Source organism: Paenibacillus favisporus, from assembly GCF_040545415.1.
Lineage (GTDB): Bacteria > Bacillota > Bacilli > Paenibacillales > Paenibacillaceae > Paenibacillus_AQ > Paenibacillus_AQ favisporus.
The window spans coordinates 1,421,483-1,445,676 of record NZ_JBEPLV010000001.1 but is presented as its reverse complement, the minus strand read 5'-3'; the positions used below and the strand labels follow the sequence as shown (position 1 = coordinate 1,445,676).

Annotated in this window: 15 protein-coding genes; 1 reads left to right on the top strand and 14 read right to left on the bottom strand. The window is 47.3% G+C overall.

All coding sequences use genetic code 11. The features are described 5' to 3' along the window. Positions 1-34: 34 nt before the first annotated feature. From ABID47_RS06750 to ABID47_RS06685, 14 genes are all read right to left on the bottom strand, one after another. Positions 35-3,553 (bottom strand): discoidin domain-containing protein, encoded by a 3,519-nt coding sequence (locus ABID47_RS06750; RefSeq protein ID WP_354495393.1) that lies wholly within the window; start codon positions 3,551-3,553, stop codon positions 35-37. 94 nt (positions 3,554-3,647) lie between these two features. Beyond that, positions 3,648-3,776 (bottom strand): hypothetical protein, encoded by a 129-nt coding sequence (locus ABID47_RS06745; RefSeq protein WP_354495392.1) that lies wholly within the window; start codon positions 3,774-3,776, stop codon positions 3,648-3,650. Continuing rightward, positions 3,773-5,047, bottom strand: a complete 1,275-nt coding sequence (locus tag ABID47_RS06740) for a Gfo/Idh/MocA family protein (protein WP_354495391.1) — start codon at positions 5,045-5,047, stop codon at positions 3,773-3,775. The genes ABID47_RS06745 and ABID47_RS06740 overlap by 4 nt, the downstream gene beginning before the upstream one ends. A 100-nt stretch (positions 5,048-5,147) precedes the next feature. After that, on the bottom strand, positions 5,148-6,830 hold the full coding sequence (locus ABID47_RS06735; RefSeq protein ID WP_354495390.1) for a response regulator: 1,683 nt from the start codon (positions 6,828-6,830) through the stop codon (positions 5,148-5,150). 12 nt (positions 6,831-6,842) lie between these two features. Then, the gene (locus ABID47_RS06730; protein WP_354495389.1) at positions 6,843-8,573 is read right to left on the bottom strand and encodes a sensor histidine kinase; all 1,731 of its coding nucleotides are present in this window, start codon (positions 8,571-8,573) and stop codon (positions 6,843-6,845) included. Between the two features lie 39 nt (positions 8,574-8,612). Next, complete coding sequence (locus tag ABID47_RS06725) at positions 8,613-9,491, bottom strand: carbohydrate ABC transporter permease (protein ID WP_354495388.1); 879 nt, start codon at positions 9,489-9,491, stop codon at positions 8,613-8,615. A gap of 45 nt (positions 9,492-9,536) precedes the next feature. After that, positions 9,537-10,442 (bottom strand): ABC transporter permease, encoded by a 906-nt coding sequence (locus ABID47_RS06720; RefSeq protein ID WP_354495387.1) that lies wholly within the window; start codon positions 10,440-10,442, stop codon positions 9,537-9,539. A 113-nt stretch (positions 10,443-10,555) separates the two neighbouring features. After that, positions 10,556-12,220: an extracellular solute-binding protein gene (locus ABID47_RS06715; protein ID WP_354495386.1), complete on the bottom strand. Its 1,665-nt coding sequence runs from the start codon at positions 12,218-12,220 to the stop codon at positions 10,556-10,558. A gap of 335 nt (positions 12,221-12,555) precedes the next feature. After that, positions 12,556-13,497: an aldo/keto reductase gene (locus tag ABID47_RS06710; protein ID WP_354495385.1), complete on the bottom strand. Its 942-nt coding sequence runs from the start codon at positions 13,495-13,497 to the stop codon at positions 12,556-12,558. 259 nt (positions 13,498-13,756) lie between these two features. Beyond that, entirely contained in the window at positions 13,757-15,244 is a 1,488-nt protein-coding gene (locus tag ABID47_RS06705; RefSeq protein ID WP_354495384.1) for an Lsa family ABC-F type ribosomal protection protein, read from the bottom strand. Positions 15,245-15,665: 421 nt separating this feature from the next. Continuing rightward, positions 15,666-16,385, bottom strand: coding sequence for an endonuclease/exonuclease/phosphatase family protein (locus tag ABID47_RS06700; protein ID WP_354495383.1), 720 nt, complete (start codon positions 16,383-16,385; stop codon positions 15,666-15,668). A gap of 638 nt (positions 16,386-17,023) precedes the next feature. Beyond that, the gene (locus ABID47_RS06695; RefSeq protein ID WP_435530590.1) at positions 17,024-21,181 is read right to left on the bottom strand and encodes a carbohydrate-binding protein; all 4,158 of its coding nucleotides are present in this window, start codon (positions 21,179-21,181) and stop codon (positions 17,024-17,026) included. 422 nt (positions 21,182-21,603) lie between these two features. Further along, the gene (ssuE, locus tag ABID47_RS06690) at positions 21,604-22,149 is read right to left on the bottom strand and encodes an NADPH-dependent FMN reductase (protein WP_354495381.1); all 546 of its coding nucleotides are present in this window, start codon (positions 22,147-22,149) and stop codon (positions 21,604-21,606) included. Then, positions 22,146-23,414 (bottom strand): acyl-CoA dehydrogenase family protein, encoded by a 1,269-nt coding sequence (locus ABID47_RS06685; RefSeq protein WP_354495380.1) that lies wholly within the window; start codon positions 23,412-23,414, stop codon positions 22,146-22,148. The genes ssuE and ABID47_RS06685 overlap by 4 nt, the downstream gene beginning before the upstream one ends. 142 nt (positions 23,415-23,556) lie before the next feature. Between ABID47_RS06685 and ABID47_RS06680 the strand changes: the two genes are divergently transcribed. Then, complete coding sequence (locus ABID47_RS06680) at positions 23,557-24,114, top strand: TetR/AcrR family transcriptional regulator (protein ID WP_354495379.1); 558 nt, start codon at positions 23,557-23,559, stop codon at positions 24,112-24,114. Positions 24,115-24,194: the final 80 nt, after the last annotated feature.

The following is a 24,194-nucleotide window of genomic DNA, read 5'->3' as shown; positions in this document are numbered from 1 at the left end:
CAAGCTTTTTTGTTCCAAATGATCTACCAATAAATCATTTGGAATGCATGCCGTTCACCAAATCTCGCAGTGGCCCCAGGTCGGCCGTCGCGTCGTACGGATAACGATTCAGCACTTGCAGCAGTTTACGTAGCGTTCCGTCGTCCGTTTGCTTCAGTAGATCTTCCATCTGCGCAATCAGCTGCTTGTACTCCTGAATATGATCGGGTCCGTACACCTCGAATTCAAAGAAGGAATTTCCGAATACGGTGGCGCGTTTCACTCCCTGGAATTTGACGTAACGCGCCTGCTGCGGATCGAACGTAATGATATCCAGCAGATTACCCTTAGACGTAATCACTCCGTCACTGCCGGACACATTCGTCCAATTCATTTTGTCCGTGGATACGAGCAGCTGGTATGTTTCGGCGTAGGCTCCTTGCCACTTGATGATGACTTTGCCGACGTCTTTTGGCGCGCCCAGATCGACGACAAACCAAGCGTCATCTACGTAAGCGCTAGACCATCTGGAGAGTGGAGACATATCCCCGTCAACCGCCTTGTCGGAAGAGTAATACGGGAATTCGAGTTCGGACGACTCCGTAACCTGATGGAGCGCCAAATTCTCGCCGCTGAGCAGTTCGATCGGTTTGTTGTAGATCATGACGCTATCCAACACGCCCTTAAACGCATTCGTTTCGCTACCGATCCGGAGGGTCGGGAGTACAAACGTATTTAATTTCGGATATTGTTCCTCCAGCCTTTCCACGTATTCGTCCAGATTAACGAACAGTGTCACGCCTTTTTTGTCGCCCTTCAACGTGATATGCGTCCACTTGCCTTCCGGAACCGAGTAGTTAAACGTACTGTCGTAATGCTCCTTCGTGAAACCAAGCTTGCCGCTGCTGCCTTGCTTCAATTTTAGCGTTCCAGCCGGTGATTCCATCAATACAGCGTTATCGGGGTTGTTTTTGTCGGGTTTGATCCACATCGAAACCGTCCAGCCGAAACCTAAGGCATCGATTGGCGTTTGGATATAGCTCTTCCCGCCATTCAGTCGAACACCATTGCCGTATTTTCCTTCCGTCATAGTGACGTTCACGCCCTTGCCGTCAAAACGGTTGCCGGATTCGTCCTTGAATTTGTCTTCAAAAAGATACGAAATGACTTTGTTTTCATTGTTGCTTACGGTGATTTTATGGGACATGTCGGCGTTTGGCGCATCGGCGATTGCCTTCGCCCGCTGCTCGAATTTCTCGTAGGATCGGTCATCCCTCGTTCCGGTCCACATTTTTTCCGAGACCGCTTGAATCCCCGGAAGCAGACGTTCATGCGAATCGTCCATCGACAGGCCGTTGGCTTCGGACACGTCATTCCATAAGCAGAACATGCCGCCTTTGACGCGCGGATGGCCGTAAGGAAGTGTCGTCGTTTCCCACTTCACCGGCTCCCACTCATTGTAGATGAATTGGGAATTCAAATAGTCGCCGTATAGAGTAGGGACGATATACATGAATACGTTTTGGGTGTTGACGACATCATAGCCGAGATCCACTGCCTGCTGCGGAGAACCATAAGGTTCATGCCAAATGTTCATGGTAGCTTCGGTGCTGATCGGCGTCGTGCCGTTATGTTGTGTAAGTTCGCCCCACAAATGCGGATGTTTGCCTTTGCTGTTGATATGCTTGATCAGGGTATCCATATATCCGCGGAACACTTCGGTATTTCCACCGTATTCGTCTGTGCCGATGTTGACGTCCGGACCGATGAACGTCGGATCATTCCCGTCCACATATTCATCCCATAAAGATTTAACGAACTGAACAGTTTCCGGTTTGGTTATATCGAGCCCCCGGTCATTTCCAAGCGCCGGATTGTAGGAAGTGAATGCTCGGGAATGCCCCGGCGTATCGATCTCCGGAATGATGTTTATGCCGTATTTCTTGCCCAGCAGCTGCAGATCCTTAAATTCCTGCTTCGTATAATGGCCGTTCGGACTCGCCAGCCCTGGATAGGTGGTGCTTTCGAGACGGAAAGCGGCCGTCGTGCCGTCCGCAAACGGTGTGCCGACGTCATCGTTCAAATGGATTTGAAATGTGTTCATTTTGTACCAGGACAACAGTTTCACGTAATTTCGGAGAAAATCGATCGTGTAAAACTTGCGCGCGACGTCGATCATCAATCCGCGCTGGGCGTATTTCGGATAATCCATGGCTTCGCCTCTCGGAATCGTCCGGTCCGGATGCTGCTTGATGATTTGCAGCGCGGTTCTCGTACCGTAAAACGCTCCTTTGGCGGACACGGAAGCGATCGAAACGTAATCGCCGACCTTGAACCGGTTGCCTTCTTCGCCGAGCCGTGTCAGGGATGGGTCGATGGACAAGTACAAATCGCCGGCCTTCGGTTTGCCGGTCACAATCTTGAGATCATATCCGGTCAAATCCAGCAAATCCTGGCGTGTCAGCTCGGCCGCATTCCGCAGAGTGGATTCGTCTTGCGGATTCACGACGATGCGCGAAGAGTTTTTTAGTGTATACTTGCCAGTATCCCCGTACCATTCCTGCAGGGAAGGAATGACGTCCGGTTCGACGTTCCGATCCGGAGTTTGCTTATGCTGTCCCGGCACCACAACGGGAATGTTCCATGAAATCAGCTTCCGGTTCGGGTCTTTCTCATCTTCCACTTGTACGATGAGATTGACTTTGGCATCCACCAGCGGTGTACGGATTTGGCCGTCCTGGTCGATAACAGGCTGGCGGTCGCTTCCATACAGGCTGATTTGATAACCCTCGGGCACGTCCACATCCGACCAATCGAGTTTCGTTTGTCCAGGCTGGACCTTCAATGACGCAGAGACATTGTCGATAATCGTTTGCAAATCATGTAATTGGTACACTTCGAACTCATAAAAAGAGTATCCGTACAGCGTGCCTTCGACAGGCGCCCGTTTGACACCTTGGAATTTTACGTACCTTGCCTCTCGCACAGAGAAGTCGATCGTTTCGACACCACCTTTGCATTGTATAATGCCGTCATTATCCCTGACGTTCTCCCAGTTCTCACCGTCGGCCGACACAAGGATTTTGTAAGTGTCGGCAGGGGTTTGCCAGCGAATGACGACGCGGTCGATATCCTGCGGTTCGCCAAGATCAACGTAAAACCACTGGTCATCTTCTATTGCGGAAGACCATCTGGTGTTTCCTTTCCCGTCCACGGCAAGCTCCGGATTCAAATAGTCTACTTCGCTGCCGGAAGCGAAAACCGGTTTATTCAGAGCCAAATTGGTTCCGCTGAACGTGGAGGATGCAGCCATCCGACTAGCGGCTTCTTCCTCCTGGGGCCCCTGTGGGGGCGTACCGGAATCCTGGCGGTAAACGGCATCGGTGACATTTGGGGGCTTTTCGCCATTTTCTTCTTGCAGTTGGGGTGGCAGGACATTTGGCCCGACAGCTGAAGCATGCATGATGTCCTGAGCCTCGGGAATGGCGAGCGCGGCAGTCGGTTGAACGACAGGGGTAAGCATAACGGCAGCGGCTAGCAGTACTGAAAGGGCTTTCATTTTTGTTTTCTTCATTTGTCCCTCCATACATGGTTTGGTTTAATGTTATTATGAAATCGCTTTCATAAACAAAAATCATCATTCCCTATTTCCTTCTTTACTCGCGAACTTACGCAGCATCCGGGGCACGCGCTTCCCAAGCCCGGACGCCGCGGATATCCGCCATGATTACTTCGCCGCGAGTGATTCTGTTGAATATTAGGCTTTCCCACATCGTCTCGCAGATTTCAACAATCAAACGCCCGCTTCTTCCTTCTGAAACATCTCTGTCAGCTTGATGCTTCTGCCCTGCTGCAGACGAGATCGTTCGGAAGCGAAGGCCATCAAATGGCTTTGCAAGGAAGCTGTAGCCGATGTAAGGCCTTGGGTCATGTTGCGATCAAACTTATGTACATTTTGGAGGAAGGAGCTCACCATGCGCTCATCCCCTCCGCCGTGACCGTCTCCCTGAACGCTGCATTTAATTTCAATCTCTTCTCCCGTCGTATAGCGGTACAGCGTAAATGAGCCCTTATCCATATCACCAATGATCTCACCCTGCGTACCCATCATCTGCACACGGCGAGTAGCGCTCTTGGTTAATCCCGACATAATAAAGCTAGCGTTGGCACCGCTGGCAAATTCCATATTGACGACCTGATGGTCGACAACATTGTTATCGCAGCGATAGACGCAGCGGCCGAACGGTCCTTCCTTAAGCGCCCGGATAATGCCTTCCTGTGATAAATCGTGCGTCATATAGCGCGCCCAATGATCGGCAGGCTGCTCCAAATACATTTTAATCGCTGAAAAGGCACATTCCCTCTCTGCTTCGCAACCATCGATGCAGCGGTCGGCTGCACCCTCCGGCACGTTCTCGGCTTTAAAATGAAGCAATGAGCCAAAGGAGCTGACCGCTGTGCACGGCTCATCCATCAACCAGGAAATGAGGTCCAGGTCATGGCAGGATTTGGCCAAAATCATCGGGCTTGTTTCCTCAGAGTTACGCCAATTGCCGCGTACGTAGCTATGAACCATATGGTGATAGCCTACGTTCTCTGTCAGCTGAATGGTGCCGATTGCCCCCAGCTCCCCATCCTCGATGCATTTCTTGATGCCCGACCAGAACGGGGAATAGCGAAGCACATGCGTCACCGCCAGCAAACGCTTATTCTTAAGAGAAGCTTGCCCCAGTTCGATGCATTCCTGCACATTCGGTGACATCGGTTTCTCCAGCATGACATGGTAGCCAAGCTCCAGCGCTTTCAATGCGGGTATATAATGCATCCGATCAAGCGTGCAGATGATCATCACGTCGGCTATTTTTCCCTGCTCGAATGCTTGTTCCCATGAATGATAAACATGCTCTTCAGCGATTTGATGAATCTCGGCAAAATGTTGTCTGCGTTCATCATCCGGCTCGGCAACTGCAACAAACTTCAGCTCGTTCGGAAATTTTTCCGCATACGGTCCATAGATGTATCTTCCTCTACTGCCTGCGCCTAATAGTACAGCCGTTAATGCTTTCAATGTTCTTCCCCCCTGCATATACAATGGCATCGATCATGATTTCATTGTAAGGGGTGACTCCGCGCATCAAAAGAGATCATTGATTACATTCCATATACATTTATTGACCTTGCTGCATTGTTTCGGCGCGGGCCGTACGAAAATCCTGAGGTGTCATATCATTTTGCTTCTTAAAGAAGCGGATAAAGGCAAGCGCTGAATTGTAGCCGAGCTTGGCGGCAATTTCATTGACCTTCATGGAAGTATTGAGCAGCATGTCCTTGGCAATAACATTGCGGTAATCATTTACGTATTTAGACAGTCCGATGCCCGTGATCTGCTTGTAAAGCCTTGATAAATAGGATGGATTCAAACTGACATAATCTCCAAGCGCGGTTAGGGATATATCATCCGCAATATGCTCCTCTATATAGCGATGCACCTTATGGACGACCTCTGCGGGCAGCTCTGTTCCTCTAATCGCATTCCATTCAAAAAAGCAGTCTGTAATTTGCCAATAGTATGGAATGAGCTCCGTCCATGAAGCGGTTTTCTCCTGACGGAACAGCAGATCCAAATTCATCTGGGTATTGATGTAATCTCGCATCTCTTTATTTTTGTGCAAGTGCGCCAGAAATACCGCAGATAGGGAATGGTACAGCTCAACCTTTCGCCCAACCGGAGTATCAGGATCTTTCCAGCTTTCTGTCAATTCAACAAACAGTTTATTGAACTGCTCCCGGTGATTATTTTCAAGACAGCTCATCAGCAGTTGTACACGAGCATGGAACATGCCGTTATGATAGCTTTTTGCCCTCTCTTTTTCTTCGGACTTCTGAATATCCTGATCTGTCATGATGATTTCATGAAACAAGCCACGGCCTTGCATAAGACCGTATTTCATCGCATGAAAACGATCCGACAGCCGATTCCATGGAACGGCCTCGCTGCCAATGAAAAAAGATACGGAGAGACTCAGCAACTTTTTGCTGGTAGCCTGTATCGTCTCCAAATTGCCGCTCACATAGCGGTATGCCCGGGTCCATACCATCGTACCGGTATCCGCCGTTAGCTCCGGACTGGCTTTGGGCTGAAAGATCCATACCATTTTGTTCATGTCAAATACGACGGAGAAGCAGCGCAAATGGGCGGATAAATATTCATCGGCGATATTTTGAAGAGCGTAAGCGAGCAAAGCCTTGTCCGGCGCCGTGAACATTTCCTTCCAGGCATCGATCCTGCCAAGCAGTAAAAAGACCGGCAGCGATGCGTCGAGCGGAATGTCCATTTCCGCAAAAGCGTCCCGAAGCTGCTGCTCCGTCATCATCTTGCCTTGAAATAAACCCCAAATATATTCCTTCTGCAAGGAGGGCAGCGCTTTTCTCATTTTGGACTGGGCCCGCAAGATCATTTGCACCTGATCCTGTTCCTCTTCAATTTCCTCTATCGCCCGCTCAACGGTATGAATGATCTTCTCGTCGCTCTCCACTTTCAGCAAATAATCAAAAGCCCCAAACGTCAGGGCACTCTTCGCATAGTGAAAATCATTGTACCCTGTCAATAAAATTACTTTGCTTTTCGGCCACTGAGATTTTATTTCCTGCAGCAGCTCAATTCCCTCTATGCCAGACATTTTAATATCCGAAATCACAATATCCACTCGGTGATGAGATAGTACCTCCAATGCCTCATCGCCGGAATAGGCCTTCATGACTTCAAGCTCCAAATGCTCCGTTTTCTCGAACAACTCCAGAAGACCATCTACAATAATCGGCAGATCATCAACGATTAAAAGCCTGTACATGGCGATTCCTCCTTAGCTCATGCTCAGTTTAATAATAGCTTGAAGCCCGCCAAGCTCAGAGCGTGATACGGTAATCCCAAACTCTTTCCCATAACGAAGCTGAATTCTACGATGAACATTAAGCAGGCCGGTTGTCTCCTCAATCTGGTTCATTGAATAACGCAGCCTCTTGTCAAGCGCTTCGATCTCCTCGTCCGTAATGAACTCGCCGTTATCTTCTACATAAATGTAAAAGGCATCATTTCGCAGTTTGCTGTGCACCCATAGCTCGCCTGTGCCCAGCATATTGCCGAGAGCGTATTTATAAGCATTCTCAATAATAGGCTGTAGAATCAATCGGGGCACTTCAATCGGCTGGGTTTCGACGTCAAATAGCACTTGTATTCGATCCCCGTAACAGATCGACTGCATCTCCACATAAGTTCGGGAATGCTCAAGCTCCATCTCCAGCGGAATGTTGTCATCATGATGGCGAGTAATGAACTGAAAATATTGCCCGATGTATAAACAAAACTGGTAGGCTTTTTCCTTCTGGCTATCGGATTTAATCAAACGGCAAAGCACGAAAAAGCAATTATATAAAAAATGAGGATTAATTTGCGATTGTAATCTTTTCAGTTCCGAACGCTGCGTGCGAATTTGCTGCTCATAATTTTCCTCAATCAATGTTTTCAAAGATTTCACCGTATCGTTAAAGGCCTGGAATAAATAGCCGAACTCATCCTTCCTGCGGTCAATCAGGATCGGCTCCAGCTCGTTTTGCTGCATGCGGCGAAAAGAACGCACCAGCTTGATCAATGGACGGTATATTAACCGAATTAAAAAGTAGGTAAAGAAAAATACAATAAAAACGGCAAGCAAGCAGGCCCACCAAAATAAAGCCTGATATACCTGCAATGAACCGAGAATCATCTCTTCCGGTATGCTCGTTACCATGTAACAATTCCAGAGGCTGGAATACTTGAATACGGTTAGAAATCGCTTACTTTTATAATGGATCGTATCATAGCCTTCATCCACGTTCGCTGCCTGCTTTTCAAAAGCCAGCCGCTTCATCAGATCATGCAATTCAAGGTCGGAGCCGCTATTGATATCCCAGTCGCGCTCCAGATTAAACAATACGGTCTGTCCTCCCCTGCTATTGCCGATTTGCGCTAAGGTCTCTTTAATTTTGCCGGTTGAGAGCTCTACGCCTACCACATAGAGCGGATCTTTTTTGCCTGCAGGGTACTGCATCGTAATAAACAGCCGGTCCTGCCAATAAATAAAAGGCCCCGTATAAAGCTTCTTATCTGGCTGCATCGCTTCATATTCTTCCGCATTCAGCCTGGTTTCATAGCTGTTGCTCAGCACCGTGCGCTCGATCTGCGGAATGTACGCCTTCGACTCGCGAATAAACGGACTGGAATTTTTCATTAAATCCAAGCGGTGCTGAATATCCAATATTTTATAAGACCGCTCATAGAAGTTCATCTGCTCACCTGTCGCCGCTACTTCCATTAAATCCCTGTCCATGACGTAGTTAGGTAAATATCGGCTGATCCGGTCTGCTTCCTGATCCAGAGAGTCTAGATAAAACCGTGTCGTATTCAAAATTGAATCGGATATTTCACTGCGGATATGATTGGCCCCTTGCTCATTCATCATCCAGGTAATAGCCATAAGCGGCAGCAAGGCCGCCAAAAAGGCGGCCATTATTTTTTTGAATATAGAGGAATCCTGTAAAAAGAATATACTTTTCATCGTTTGTTCTCCTGTGCCCGAGATCTACGACCTTCCTGCCTATTCTTTTACACTTCCCATTACAATGCCTTTGATGAAAAACCGCTGCAAGAATGGATAGACAATAAGAATCGGGAAAGCCGCAACGAAGATTTGTGCCGCCCTGCTTGTACGGTCAGACAGCTGGAGCATGAGTTCCACATTTTCTGATTTAATAAATCGAAAATCCATCTTAATAATAACGGTTTGCAAAAAGGTTTGCAGCGGGTAATTTTCTGGATGATTCATATAGAGCATGCCATCAAACCAGCTATTCCAATGCCCTACCATCGTAAAAAGCCCCGTAGTCGCCAGTGCGGGCAACGATAGCGGAACATAGATTTTCCAAAGTGTTGCAAAATGCCCGGCTCCGTCAATCCGTGAAGCATCCTCAAGCTCCTTGGGCAAGTTACGGTAAAAGTTCAATAGCAGGATGACGTTGAACACATTGATCGCCGCAGGTAATACCAGCGCCCCGAGAGAATCAATAAGTCCCAAGCTTTTAATGGTCAAATAGGTAGGAATAAGCCCGCCGTTGAACAAAATCGTAAAAACGAAGATCCAGGCATAAACGGTTCTTAGACGAAACGCATTGCGGTCCTTGGATAAAGGATAAGCTGTAACAATCGTTAATAGCATGCTAAATGCCGTCCCTGCTACAACCCGCTCTATAGAAACGCCAAAAGCTCTTAAATATTCAGGCTTACCGAACACATTATCATAAGCCGCCGTTGTAAATTCTACAGGCCACAGCGCAACCTTGCCGGCTGCTGCCGCCGAACCTGAGCTAAAGGAAATCGCCAAAATATGAATAATCGGCATTAAGCATAAAAGAGATATAAACACAAGAAAGAGCAGATTGCTAACTAGAAAAACCCTTCTTCCGAATGACGGTTTCATGACCACGGTCTGTCTCCTTTCTGAATCACCGACTTTTCCACTCTCTTAGAAAATGCGGTAATTCGCTAGTCGGTATGCGAGTACGTAGGATACGGAAATGAAAATAAAAGATACGGCTGATTTCAATAAGCCGACAGCTGTGGCAAATCCGAACTGGGCTTGCTGAATCCCCATGCGGTAGACGAAAGTATCAATGATATCGGCACTTTCATAAACCGGCGCGCTGTACAGGTTAAATATTTGATCAAATCCGGCGTTCAGCACATTCCCGATATTAAGCGTAAGCATTAGAACGATGATCGGCATCATGCCCGGCAGCGTCACGTGAAGGGTTTGTTTCCAGCGTCCTGCGCCATCCATTTCAGCGGCTTCATAAAGCGTAGGGTTAATTCCGGTCAGCGCAGCCAAATAAACAATGGTGCCAAATCCAAATTCCTTCCATACATCGGAGACGACCATGACATATGGAAACCAGTTATTGTCGCCAAGAAAGAAGATCGGCTTCATTCCGAGCCATCCAAGCAGCTGGTTAAATATGCCGGAGGAAGGAGACAAAATATCGACCAAAATGCCGCTCAGCAGCACCCAGGATAAAAAATGGGGCAGATAGACCAGTGTTTGGAACGTTCTTTTCATCCACTCCCTACGCAATTCATTAAGCAAAATAGCAATGGTGATCGGCACGAACAAACCGGCAACGATTTTCATGACAGCAATGTATACCGTGTTAAAGAAAATACGGCCGATATCCGGATAATCCATTAACAATTGGAAGTTCTTCCATCCGATAAACGGGGAGCCGAACAGCCCTTTATTCGGCACATATTTTTGAAAAGCCATCAGGATTCCTGTCATCGGAATGTAACTAAAAATAATAATCAAAGCCAAACCCGGCAGCAGCATTAAATGAAGCGGCCATTCCTTCTTCCACATTCGCGTCAGACTATTCATATCTTCACCTCGCTGATTCACTTTTCGTGCTGTTCATGCTTTGCTAAAGAACCTGGTTGTTCTTGAAAAAGGGAGGGATTGCATCGATTCAATCCCTCCCTGCGCTGCAGATTCTATTTAAGCGATTTATACCACTCGTTAACTTCTTTCGTGATTTCATCGCCGCCAAGCTTCTTCCACTCTGCAACGAATTTATCGAATTCGTCTACGGATACTTGGTTCATTATGATTTTGATGAATATTTCATCGCGTTTCTTCGTTAAAATTTCTTGACGGTCTGCCATCGTCGGAGTAGGCGCCCCGTAGAATTTGTTTTGCAGGTATTGCTTGTTCTTTTGGATTTCTGGAACATAGGAAAAGGCTCCATGAGGACCGGATATTAAATATTCCCACCACATGTTTGTATCGCCTTTAACGTATTGCATGGCACGTGCATAACGCGTTTTTTGGTCTACTGTCTCAAGGATGCTTTCGTCTTTGTTTTCAATGGCTTTAGGCAGGATTTCGCCGTTATTGTCAAACTGTTTGCCTACACGAAGCGGGTTAAGCAGCCAGTAGTTGTTGCCTTTTTCCACAGGGTCTTTGCCATACGTGTATACCTTCTGCTCTTCTGTCGGATGATTGTCAACAACGATCCATTGGTTTAACAAACCGATTACGCCTTCCGGATGCTTGGCTTGTTTAGAGATAACATAGTATTCATCAACGCCAAGACCAATTTGATTCAATGTAGGTTTGTTATCAATTGAAGGGATCGGGAACACGCCCCATTCTTGAACAACCTTGCCGTCTTTCACAGCCCCTTTCGCAAGCTGCGCCGGTGTCCAGGAAGCGCCAAATACCATGCCGATGCTGCCGTCGTAGATAAGCTCAGCAGCTTTTTCCGTATCTTTAACCGAAAACTCGGGATCGATCAACCCTTTTTTGAACATGTCTTGCAGCGCTGCAAGAGCCTGCTTCATCTCGGGCTGAATATCACTGTTCATCAAACCGCCGTTTCCGTCTTCCATCCAAATGTTTTCATAAGCATGATAGCCGTTCAAGAACGCTCTCAGACCGGTAACGCCGGTCTCTATACTAAATGGGCTCTTGCTGACCGCAATACCGAAAGCTTCTTTTGTGCCGCCAGGATTTTTCGCTTTGAACGCTTCGGCAATTTTTAAGAAATCATCCATTGTTTTAGGCTCAGGCAAGCCCAGCTCCTTCAGCCAGTCAGTACGAACAAACAAAAACTGATAGTTGAATGGGTTGTATGAGCTCGGAATACCCATCATTTTCCCGTCAATTATCGCTGTTTTCATTTGCATGCCGCCGTCCATGGTCAGAAATTTTTTCGTCTCTTCCGTAGCATGCTGATCATAAATTTCTGTCATATCCATAATCATATCCGCTTCCGTAAGCTCTTTAAGCTGTGTAGCGTTTACAGGCAAGAAATCCGGAAGATCGTTGGATGCGATGGCTATTTTTACCCTCTCTTTAAATTGGCTTATATCCGTAACCCATTTGTTTGTAATTTTGACACCGATATCTTTTTCATAAGCATCATAAACTGAGTTTCTGTCGAAGCTTTCACCTTCGTCAAATTTCAAGTAAGGATCGCTTGGCGAAACCGTTGAAACCTCTATCATATCATTGCCGTTTCCTGTGCCTGTCGCTTCGATCGGTTCCTTGGCATTTCCAGATGAATGGTTTGGCTCAGGCGACGTTTTGCTGCTGCAGCCTGTCATCGCCAATGCAAGCGTCAAGGAGACTATGGCAAGTGTCTTTTTGCTCTTCACATTTTACCCCTCCGGTATATTTTGTTTTAGTTTTCGCTACAAGCTGTGCTGCGGTCTTTCATAATTTTAGTATAGAAAGAAGCTCTCCGCTGTTCTATACACTAGTCTTTACATTCGTATACACCTCTTGACACCAGGCAAAAATCAATAAAAGAAGTCAACAAAAAATCACCGGCATATGTGCCGGTGATTTATTTAGATGATTATGGAATTGGTTATCCTCCGTCAATTGGTGAAGCCTCTTAGCTTTTTAGCTTCTAATGAGGCTGAATTCCTTTTCCGTGTATTGGGTCTAAGGAAATCCCGACGGCTACGGTGAACAAATGGTTAGATGTTTAGTCGAGATTTTTTAGTGTCTGTTTACTTAATTCGTCCAGCTTGGTCGCTTCCTCTTCGGTCAATTCTATGTCAATGGAATGCAGGTTCTCAAAGAAATGCTTTTCGTTCTGTGTGCCCACGATGGCCGAGGTCAGCCCCTTCCGGCCTAGCAGCCAGCTAATTGCGATTTGCGAGAGAGTGGCACCTTTGGCTGCGGCGATTTCCTCTAAGAGACGGATGAGGTCCTCCGTCTTCCGCAGGTTTTCAGATTGGAATAAAGGCCTCTCCTTACGAAAATCCGTAACTTCTTTGCCTTTGTGGAAAATTCCCGTCAAAATCCCCTTAGCGAGGGAGTTGTAGCTCATGATGCTGATGTCGTTTTGTAAACAATAGTCAAGCAATTCGTCTTCAATGCTGCGCTGGAGCATATGATACTCCGGCTGTATCGCGTCAACCCGCCCATATTGCATGGCTTCTTTCAGTTGAGCCAGAGAGAAATTGGAGACACCGATTGCACGAATTACGCCTTCTTCTTTCAACTTGCTCAGCTCTCCCATAGATTCCTCGATCGGGATGTCGTTACTGGGCGTATGGATGTAATACAAGTCGATATAGTCCGTGTTCAGCCGGAACATGCTTTGCCACAGGGCCGTACGGATATCTTTGGGCCGTAGATGATGAGCGCTTACCTTCGTTGCGATTACGCATTGTTTTCTTACATGGTCCAAGGCTTTTCCTACAATAAACTCTGAACGTCCGGCACCATAGAGCTCAGCGGTATCGAATGAATTGACTCCGTGATCAAAAGCTTGACGGAGAAGCCGGATGTTGTCCTCTTCGGGCCTCAGCTCCCAGCGCGTCAATCCGCCTGAGAAGGCGTTGCCCCCTCCCAGTTCCATTGCACCGTACGTAATGCGGGACACTTCCATGTCTGTTCTGCCGAGTTTTGCGTATTTCATTAGACTTCTACTCCTTTCTCGAATCGATATGTACAGGATCGAGTACAACCTATATTTTCATATTCGCGAATCGATTAAGCGATCCTGCCTGTTAGCTGAATTAAGATGATTCTATAAGGGCAAGTAGATAATCATATCCATTGCGGCTAACAAAAAAAAGCCGCGGTTACGCGGCTATGAAGAGAATATATTCTGTTCTTGTCTCTTTACATCATCCCCAGCTAACTCCTATCAGGGCGGATCGGTATAAATCCATCCATCATCGCCCGGATAGTTCAACGAGCTTGGTGGCAATGTTGCTTACAAATTCGCTGTCATGCTCTACAAATAGAAGCGTCGGTGTGTATTCGAGCAGCAGCTCTTCAATTTGCATGCGGGAGATGACATCAACGAAATTAAGCGGCTCGTCCCAAATATACAAATGGGCTCTTTCGCTGAGACTTCTAGCGATCAACACTTTCTTCTTTTGCCCGCCGCTGTAGGTTGAGATGTCCTTTTCAAATTGCAGTCTTGAGAAATCAAGCTTCCGCAAAATCGACTTAAACAGGCTTTCATCAATCCCGCAGCTTTTCGCATATTCGGACAAATCCCCCCGAAGATGGGACGTATCCTGGGCTACGTAAGATATTTTTAGCTGGGCGTCCTTATGGAACCCTCCGCTGTATGGGATATCCTCTCCGCAGACCAGCTTCAAAATGCTGGACTTGCCTGAGCCGTTTGCACCCGATAGCGCAATCCGCTCCCCTTGTTGAATCTCAAAGGTCACGTTTTCACATACCGTGTTCGACCCGTATGAAACCGTGATGTGATCCAGCTCGGCGAGGCGCTCTTTGTAAAATGGAAGCGGAGAAATTTGGAGACTCTCCGTGTTCTCGATATTTTTGAGAAGCTTACTTTTCTCCTCGATGGCAGAGAGTTGCCGCTGCTGGATTGCTTTTGAGCGCTTCATCATTTTGGCTGCTTTATGACCGATATACCCCTTGTCCACTTTGGAGCCGGAATTTCTCGTGCCGTTTTTGGTACTTTCTACTTCATGCGACCAGCCGCTCGTCCGCTTGGCAGAATCTGATAATCGTTGAACGTCCCTTTTCAGCTTTTCGTTCTGAGCCAGCTCGAATTGGTCCTGCCTCTGCTTGTTCTCCCACCAGGTCGAGAAATTGCCCTTCTGGATTTCGATATTGGTTTTGTTGATGGACAAAATATGATCGACGCACCGATCCAGAAAAGCCCGGTCGTGGGAGACCAAAATAAACCCGCTCTTTCGATTGAGGTAATCGGCGACCAGCTTTCTCGCATGTGAGTCGAGATGATTTGTCGGCTCGTCAATTAGTAAAAAATGGTTGTCCTTGATGAATAAGGCTGCCAGCAGTACCTTCGTCTGCTCTCCGTTCGACAACGTATTAAACGGGCGGTACAGCACATCCTCCGATACCTTCAACCAGTTCAGCTCTCGAATCAGTTTCCATTGAAGATAGTCTGGATAGACCTCGCTGATTACGTCTATAGTAAGGTATTCCTTATGTTGTACATCGAACGGGAAATAATCGAATTCGACGTTCGCGGATATGGTCCCGCTGTATTCGAGCTGCCCTTGCATCAGACGGAGGAATGTCGTTTTCCCTCTTCCATTCCTGCCCGTAAACCCTAATTTCCAATCGGTATCAATCTGAAAATGGACGTTCTCAAAAATGTTGTCATAACTACCCTCATAGGCAAACGTCAGGTTTGAAACATAAATCTGTGACATCAAATCGACCTCCAGTTAAGTGTAGGGGGAAAAATAAGCCTATCCCGCCCGTTACCGGAAGCCATCAAAAAACGCCGAAAGAACACCAGTCCAACCAGTGCTTCTCGGCGCTTACATGAACCCGACCATACAATAAATAAACCGAGCGACATCCATTCAAAAATCGCTTGGCAGATGTATAAATGGGGGATAAAGCTCCGGTAACTGATTGTTTATTCGGTGAACCATGCCAAAAAAACGCGGAAATGACAGGTTCACTTGAACATCTACAACCTCTAATTCCGACATCGCTTTATCCCTCCCCTCAAGGTCTCTTGAATATGAACACAACTTAGCATATCCGTTCACCGAGGTCAAGATTCCGTTCCTGTTGAGGTCAACTGTTTTATTAAAAATGTCTGTCGCGGTTAAGGAAATACCATCAATTCAGGCTCAGTGTTGCCATTAACGGTAGATGGTCTGAGGCTGCTGGGATCTTGTTAATGACTTCAACGGAAGCAATCTCTATATTCCGGCTGGTGAAAATGTAATCAAGCTGCATAACGGGACGTAACGATGGGAACGTATTGCTAGGCGTTTTTGCCGCCATATAACAATCCTGAACAATTCCGGCTATGGTGCTCCATGCCTTACCTCCCCGTTTCATATTCCAATCCCCCGCAATGACAACAGGTGAACGATCCCCCTTAATTTTGCTTGCAATAAATTCAATTTGTTTATTACGTCTGCGTGGATTCAAACTGAGATGGGTGACATACATTTTGAGTGGCTTATCATTTATGAGTACATCAGCTTCCAATAAAGATCGGCCTTCGATCATACCAGATTTCATAGGATGATTTTTCTCCGATACAATGGGATGACGAGACAAAAGGACATTTCCATACTGTCTGATCATGTTACCCTTCTTTTTCTTGATGGTGATCGCTGCCCCAAAAGCTGCATTCATCTTTAATCGTCCGGCTAACCATGATACTTGATCCAAGTATTGGCTTCTTTTGGAAAAATACCTGTCGACTTCATTTAGAGCGATAAGGTCAGGCTCACTTTCTTCTATGGCTTCGGCAATTCTGTTCAAGTTTATTTTTCCATCCGTTCCTTTCCCATGATGAATATTGAAAGTGACAACCTTGATCAGCAATTGAATCCCCTGTCTTTCTGTTTTGAAATGAACGGTTTGAGTATTTTGAACATAGCAATGGCCAGAATCGTAGATGATTCCATTTTATTCTTAACAACATGTTCCGTAAATATCAGGGGAAACGTATATGAACACCTGAAGCGATAACAAAAAAGCCAGCAACAATGCGGACTTTAATAAGGGGCATTGATTGTTTCAATATTCTCCTAATTAAATCATCAGGATCAATGGTAATTTCATTTCGCAGCTGCGTTACTTGAAATTTGTAATATCAGTAAGACTAGGATGCGTAGTATTCAACCGATTTGGATAATCATTGAGATGTTCACCGTGACCATGCCGAATAAAAAATGAATTCCATATTCCGCCCTCCTGACATCAGCCCCCTATTAGGTATTCTATCATTGTATAAACCAATCCTACCTGTTAACATCATTCACCTGATTTTGTAGTAACATTTATGCGCCAACCACGCCATTGATAATCCTTTTAATTTCGGCTAGGCATACGTATTCTTGTCTTTTTCGGCAAACGATAAATGCCCTTGTCGTCTTACTATTACCTTAATAATTTCTGATAAAATAACGTAAAACGTCCCGGCACCGAAGCTCCTCCGGTACTGGGACGTCAGTATTAAATCATTGCTTGGCCTGCTCCTTGCCCAAATTAGCGCTCCACACCTCGATGAGTGCGTTAACGCTCCGATTGAGCGTTGTTTTTGCTTGATCAGAAACGTCTTCCTGCTTCTGCTCTTTATTCAGCTGCTTCAGCAAATTCTCCAGATGCTTGATCCCCTGCTTCCAGTCCGGCTTCTTCTTGCTTACCGAATCGGCGGCATGCTCAAGCTCCTTATCCAGCTGCTTCCGGATCTTCTCGTCTAACTGTCCGGCTGAGCCAAACACCTCCAGCAGCTTGCCGATGGCAGCAGCGTTAATGGGAGCGGGGAGAACCGTGAAATTGTCGTAACTCGTTTCATTCATGTACGTCCGCATGCCGACCTTGCCGTGTGTAAATGGTCTGCCGCTGCGGTCTGTATAATCGATAACCGGCTTGCTCATATCATCGACAAATACTTGAATGCGGTCACCCTGCGCAACGACTTTTACATGTTTCCATTCGCCTGATTTCACCTCGAGCGGCTCCCCTGTCAAATAGGTCCAGCCGTAATTCAGCTTGCCGAGATGAACGCCCTGCTTGTTCAGGTACGCGACATATCCTTGCACGAAATCCGCATTGTTCTGGTTCAGCTCCTTGCCGTGAGCCGGGTTGCTCGCCCGGAACAGAATGCCTCCGTCGCCTGTATCGCTAATCAGCTTGATATCAGACTCCACGCTGTAATCCGACCAATTGGCATCTCCGATCAAGGTTTTCCCGAAGCTGCCGACCGCTGCTTGATATTCACCAGTATGAGCAGCTTTCGGTTCGATCGGATTTTGATGAATTCGTATTCCCTGGAAGTCAAATTCACCTACCACAGTTTCGACCTTCAAGGTATGTGCGCCCGCCGGGAGATAAATGTCTTGCTTCGTTGTTGTCGCCCAGTTCTCCCAGGTGACGGAATTCGGGATATCGACTTCACCGGTCAGATCGGTTGTATCGTCGAGCCACAGCCGGACTTTCGCCCCATCCATCGATGTAGCGGTCACGAAATCGACGTTATACACGCCGGCCTTGGCAACGTCTACGTTGTAGGCCAGCCATTCACCGGTAGCGTTCCATCCCACATTGTAGCTGCCGCCCGCATTTCGGCGGATGTCGACTGCATCATTCCGGTATTCCGTACCGATGTTAGCGGGAGTCAGATCATGGTAGCCCGTACCTTCGCCGCCTGCCTTATAATCAGCAGCCTGGATAAATCCGGGCAGCACGTGTGGCTTATCGAACTGGGTGAGCGATAGTCTCGTCATGTCAAACTCGCCTTTGACGATTTCGACCTTCAGTTCATGATCACCGGCCGGCAGTTGGATACCGGATTTCGTCACCGACTTCCACTTATTCCAGTCGCCGGAAGCAGGAACGTTCAGTATACCAGTCAAATCCGTCGTGTCATCCAGCCACAGCCGGACTTGTGCATCCTTAAACGTCGTAGCTGCCCACAAGTCGAGATCGTACAATCCCTCTTCCGCGACGCGAATGTTGTACTTCAGCCATTCGCCGGTTTGATTCCAGCCTACAATCTGATCGCCGGTTGCAGCGGATCGAATGTCGACGCTATCGCTGCGGTATTTGCCCCCAATGTTCTCAGGCGTCAAGTCATGATAGCCCACACCTTCACCGCCGGGCTTGTAATGCTCAGCCTCGACGACGCCGGGCACGGGTATCGGCTGATCACTTCTCGTCAACGCTATGCTTGCAAAATCGAATTCTCCGCGGACCGTCTCCGCTTTTAGCGTATGCTTGCCTGCCGGCAGGGTAACACCGGATTTGCGCACCACATTCCAGATGTTCCAGTCACCGGTCTTCGGAATGTCTACGATGCCGGTAAGATCCGTCGTGTCGTCCAGCCAGAGCCGGATTTGACCTCCCTCCATCGTAGTTGCTACTTTGAACTCTGCGTTATAGGTCCCGGCTTCCGCTACGTCAATGTTAAACTTCAGCCATTCACCCGTCTGGTTCCAGCCGACGTTGTAACCGCCGCTGGCCGGATTGGAGCGGATGTCGACCGAATCTCCCCGGTACTCGCCGCCGATGTTTTGGAGTGTATTCTCATGATAACCTACACCCTCTCCACCAGAGATATAGTGGACTGTGCCAATCGTACCCGGGATCGGGTGATAGGCGTCAAAAGCCTGCTCCTCCTCGGCAATGTCGGACTTCACGCTCCAGAAGCCTTCATACCGCTGCCAGCCGTCGTCTTGTCCATCATCGAAGTTATCATAGAGAACCGGGACGTCCGCGTGCCGGTGGAACGACAGCTTGTCCAGCGAGGTCGTGCCCGATGCGGCAGTGACCTTCAAAATATGCTCACCTGCCGGCAAATCTACCCCATTCAGCTGTGTGGTTTGCCATCCTGCATCAGCAGTGTTGCTGTCAGCTGCCAGCTCAAACTCACCCAGCAGCTGTCCACCATCCAAAGTGAGCTGTACTTTGCTGCCCAGAGCTGCATCTGCATAAGAGAGATCTATATCGTATTTGCCTGTCTCCGCGATGTTCAGCCGGTATTGCAGCCATTCGCCTTTATCGAAAGCGGTGACATGTGAGGTGCTGTCATCTGCTGTGGCCGTATCCACGCCATCTCCACGGTATTTGCCGATAGTATCCGGCGTCTCGTCGTGATATCCGACTCCTTCACCGCCAGACAGGTAATGAACGGCATCAACTTGACCCGGAACCGGTTTCGCAGCATCAAAATCACTGCTTCCGTTCACGTCGTTGCTGAAAGCAACATAACCGAAATTAGCCTTCGCGTTCTCCGTGACGTAACCGATACTGCCGCCGCCAAGCTTGGCGCTGCGTGTCTGCTTCAGCATACCGTCGACGTAGATCTTGAATGTGTCCCCTGCTTTCTCAACCCGGATATTATGCAGTTTTGTATAATCGTACCCTTCCGGAAGCGGGCTCTCCTCCCATCCCAGATCGGCGCCGTTCACCCGGAACTGCGTCTTCAGCGAATTGCTCGCCGGATCTAACAGCGCTGTACCGAAATCGTTATCCCCCTTGTAGGAGAACACGGCCCCGAGCCGCTGGCCTTCAGCTTTGCTGGACTCTGCCAGTTGCAGGTTAAATTCTGCCGTATAGCTGCTTCCGGTCTCGGCAGTGGTCAACAGCCTGCTTGTACCGGCAGCTTGCTGATGCAGAAGTCCCGAATCCATGCTCCAGTTAACACCGTCCGCATTCGTCCACGCCGTGCTGAGTTCCGCACCATTAAACCGGTCCTCGAAATCCGGCATCTCCGGATCCGGCTGTTCGGTTGCCGTCGGTCCGAGCACGGACATTTTGTCCCCGTTGAACACGATCCGGTCCATCCCCATATGGCGAAGAGGTCCGACAATGCCTTTTCCTTCGAGATTGTGGTAAATAATATAGCGGGCATCCAGGTTCGGGCCAACGACGACCGTATTATGGCCGAGACCGACGGTCGGACCTTCCGTACTGATGAGAAGCGGGTTGTCCGTATCACGCACGAATCCCTTGAGCGGGTTTGTGCTGACCGCGTAGTCGACTCGATAGCCTTTGCTGAATACATGATTGCCGGTATACGTCATATAGTATTTGCCGTTGCGTTTGAACAGCGTAGAACCTTCCGTCCAACCGTTCATGTTTGCCCCCGTATTGACGCTGTTACCGATCGTCGTCGGCGTAGGCATTTCGGCTGCGAGAATTCCTTCTCCGTTCGCATGATAGAAATACCACTTGCCATCATCGTCAATGAAGACGTTGCCATCAATCGAATGGCCCAAATTGCCCGTCTGCACCGTGAACGGACCCGTCGGGCTTTCACTGCGCAGCACGTAATGACCATTGCCGGCAGGAGAGGTATACATATAAAAATATCCGTTCCAATAAACGACTTCAGGAGCGTAGGCTGCCTTCGTAACCGGATCGGTTGCGGCCAATCCTCCATAGCTCCAGTTGACAAGGTCAGGAGAGCTCCACACTTTGACCCCGACATCGGTATCTCTAGTGCTCACATATAAATAATATGTACCGTTAAACTTCAGCACGTAAGGGTCGCCAAGCCCATATTGCCCCCATTCGTCCGGCAGCGATGCCGGGTTCTTATAGGCGAATGCCGCCTGAGGGGCAAACAAGAGCAGCACACACATCACGACCGCAATACTCCGTTTTAATATCAAACTGATCACCTCGCTGATTTTATTAAAACGCTTTCATAGTAAAATAATCGTATCGATCTTCACCTGCCACCGATATCCCATCACCTCAATTCATCCAATATATTTGTAATACATCGTGAGTATATCGGCATTATCCAGGCAAAGTCAACGTTTTATTTCAATTATCTTGTAATATTCAAAGAAATATCTGATTTTTTAGCTTATCATACAATATTAATGTAATAAACGAGATCACTATAGGCAGTTAAACGGTAGTGATTATACCCACGCAAATATCAAAAGGAGCTGTCCACGACAGCTCCTTCAAGATCGTTAGTCAGTCAACATCATCAACAAGACTCCTGTACGGCAGACATTCATGACTCATAGCCCGCTGTCACCTTGAGCGGTACCTTTGTACTCGTAGGTTTGATCAACCTCCGTCAGATACATTTGGTGTAGGAAACCAGATCCAGCATTGAGGCATCAATTCGTTGCTGGATTTCTTCGGCCAATTGGAAACGAGTGTTTTGTTCGCTATCCTCAATCCGTTCGATTTGACTGTCGATGGCAAACACATTTTCCGCAAAAGACTTCGTTCCCATTGAAGCTAAAAGGGGTTTTAACGCATAGTCGATCGAAAGCAAGTTCGAAATGGTGCCTCCTACGAAAAAAGCAGCTGCGATTTTATCTTTAAAGCCGTTTTGCGGTAATAAATCAACGTAAGCTTTTAGAACGCCTGTATAAGTCGTTTTATAAACCGGACTTGCAATAATGATGCCGGACGCTTCTTCCACTTTGGCGTGTGCACTTAAGATCAGTCTGCTATTGAAATTGGCGTGCATCAAATCAGCGGGAGGCAAGGAAGAAACATTAATGATCGCCACTTCGCAGCCTTGTTGTTCCAACTTCAGCTTGGCATAGTTGATCATGCCGTTTACTCGGGATTTATGGTTGAGACTTCCGGAAATGATCGCTATTTTACTCATGAGTTTGCTTCAGCTCCAGTAGTTGTTGTTAGAGAAGATACGTAAGCTAATGTCATACCATGCTGTGGCGGTAAGCCCAACAGTACTCTTCCGTATAGCTCAAGTCCAGTGGATGCAGTAGTCAGCGCATGATTGGAGCCGCCTCGAATGTCGCGGAAGATTTGGGACAAGCGATTGGAATCGGCAATAACACTCCCTCCGCTCTCAGCCATTAGCATGTCTACAGCTTCCCAGCATAACATCGCTGCATAGGTCATATCCGTTTGAAGCTGAGCAAGTTCCTTTAGACTGAATATTTCCGCATTTTGCACGTGATGCTCCATATGATCAATCGCCCGGCTGATATGAAGATGCGCGGATTCAACCTTCATGGCCGCGAGCCCTACTTTATACTGAATATGGCCTACTGCCGCTTGAGAGGTATGGACGGTCATCGTAATTCCTTTATGAGGCGCTTTTTCAACAAAATATTCGACGGCACCCCTCGCAAGTCCAAGGATCGCGCTGATCCCCGTTGTAATGCTTGTTATAAGCTGCACATAAGGTCTATATCTGTCACGCCCTTTTAATTCGGCAAATAAAGAACTTATCCGTTCTGTGTCCTGGGTGACGACATACTGATCTGGAATAAAGACATTTTTTAACTCCAAACTGTTACTTGCAGATCCTTTTAAACTCATCGTATACCAATCATCTACTATGGTAACTTCACTCATTGGTACTACGGCCAACGTCATCCCCAAATTTCCGCTTTCCTGCATGGACTTCGCGTCATTCAAATTTAACAAAGCATGGGTTGCATGCTTAGAACCTGAACCGAATCCCCAAAAACCCTCCTCTACCCAATAACCGCCGTCTACTTTTTTTACAACAGCTTTGCGTGCTGCTAAGACAGAACAAAAACGCACCTCCTCTTCCTGGCTGAAGAGCGAGTCTAATACTTGGGAAGGGAAAGATAATGAGGCGGTATAATTGTTCCCGTTGATGATTTGAACGACCCAGCCAACAGAACCGTTCCCCTTGGCTACCTCGGAAATAATTTCAACCATGGCACGGATACTAACCTCATGACCTCCGTACTCTTTGGGTGTGCCAAGTTTAAACAAACCCGCATCCGAAACTTTTTGAATCACCTCTTCGGGAATATGTCTTTCCTCATCTATAAGCCTTCCGAATTTTTGAAGATAGGGGACTAACGCTGTTGCGTTGTTTAGTAATTGCTGTTCAAGTGCAGTGAGTTGATGATCTGTGCTTAAGTTGGCCATATTTATCACTCCTACATAATTAAATTAGACAGATGTATATTTAAACTGCCTTTGTAGATTAAATGATATGATGTATAATGTACCTCATCAACCGATAAAATCGAGAATATGTCGAAAAACGATACACGGAAAGGAATCTGTCATGGTTAATAAAACAACGGAGGACCTCAGAGTCCGAAGAACCCACAAGCTTCTGTACAATGCTCTGTTTGATTTAATGGAAAAACACTCCTTCGAACATATAACGGTGAAGCAAATTTGTGATTTAGCGATGGTGCACCGAACTACGTTCTATACGCATTTTCAGGATAAATTTGATTTACTTTCACATGCCGTGATGCAAATTGCCGAGGAGGAATTTCGGAACTTTGCCGAAGTATCCCTTTCCCCATCGGATAATTTCCGGGAATTGTTTTCTATAGCCGCGAAACATAAAACATTATTTTCACAGCTTCTATTTGAAGAAAGGGATTCCCTAAGGAATTTGTTGCGGCGGGATATGGGGAAAGGAATGAAGAAATATTTGGCCAAGCAGCACGCCATTGAAGTAAATTCCATCGAAATACAAATAAAAATAGAGGCCTATATCGGAGCCGTTTTAGGTGTCCTAAATTGGTGGATTGAGAACAACATGTCTATTGATGAAGAAGAAATATATACCAAAATGAATATCTTTTCAGAATGGAATTTCGCCGAATAATCTCGAATGGTTCTATTTATGTGGGATCAATCTGACTGAAAAAAGGGACCCATCCACATGGGATCGGTCCTTACTTCATT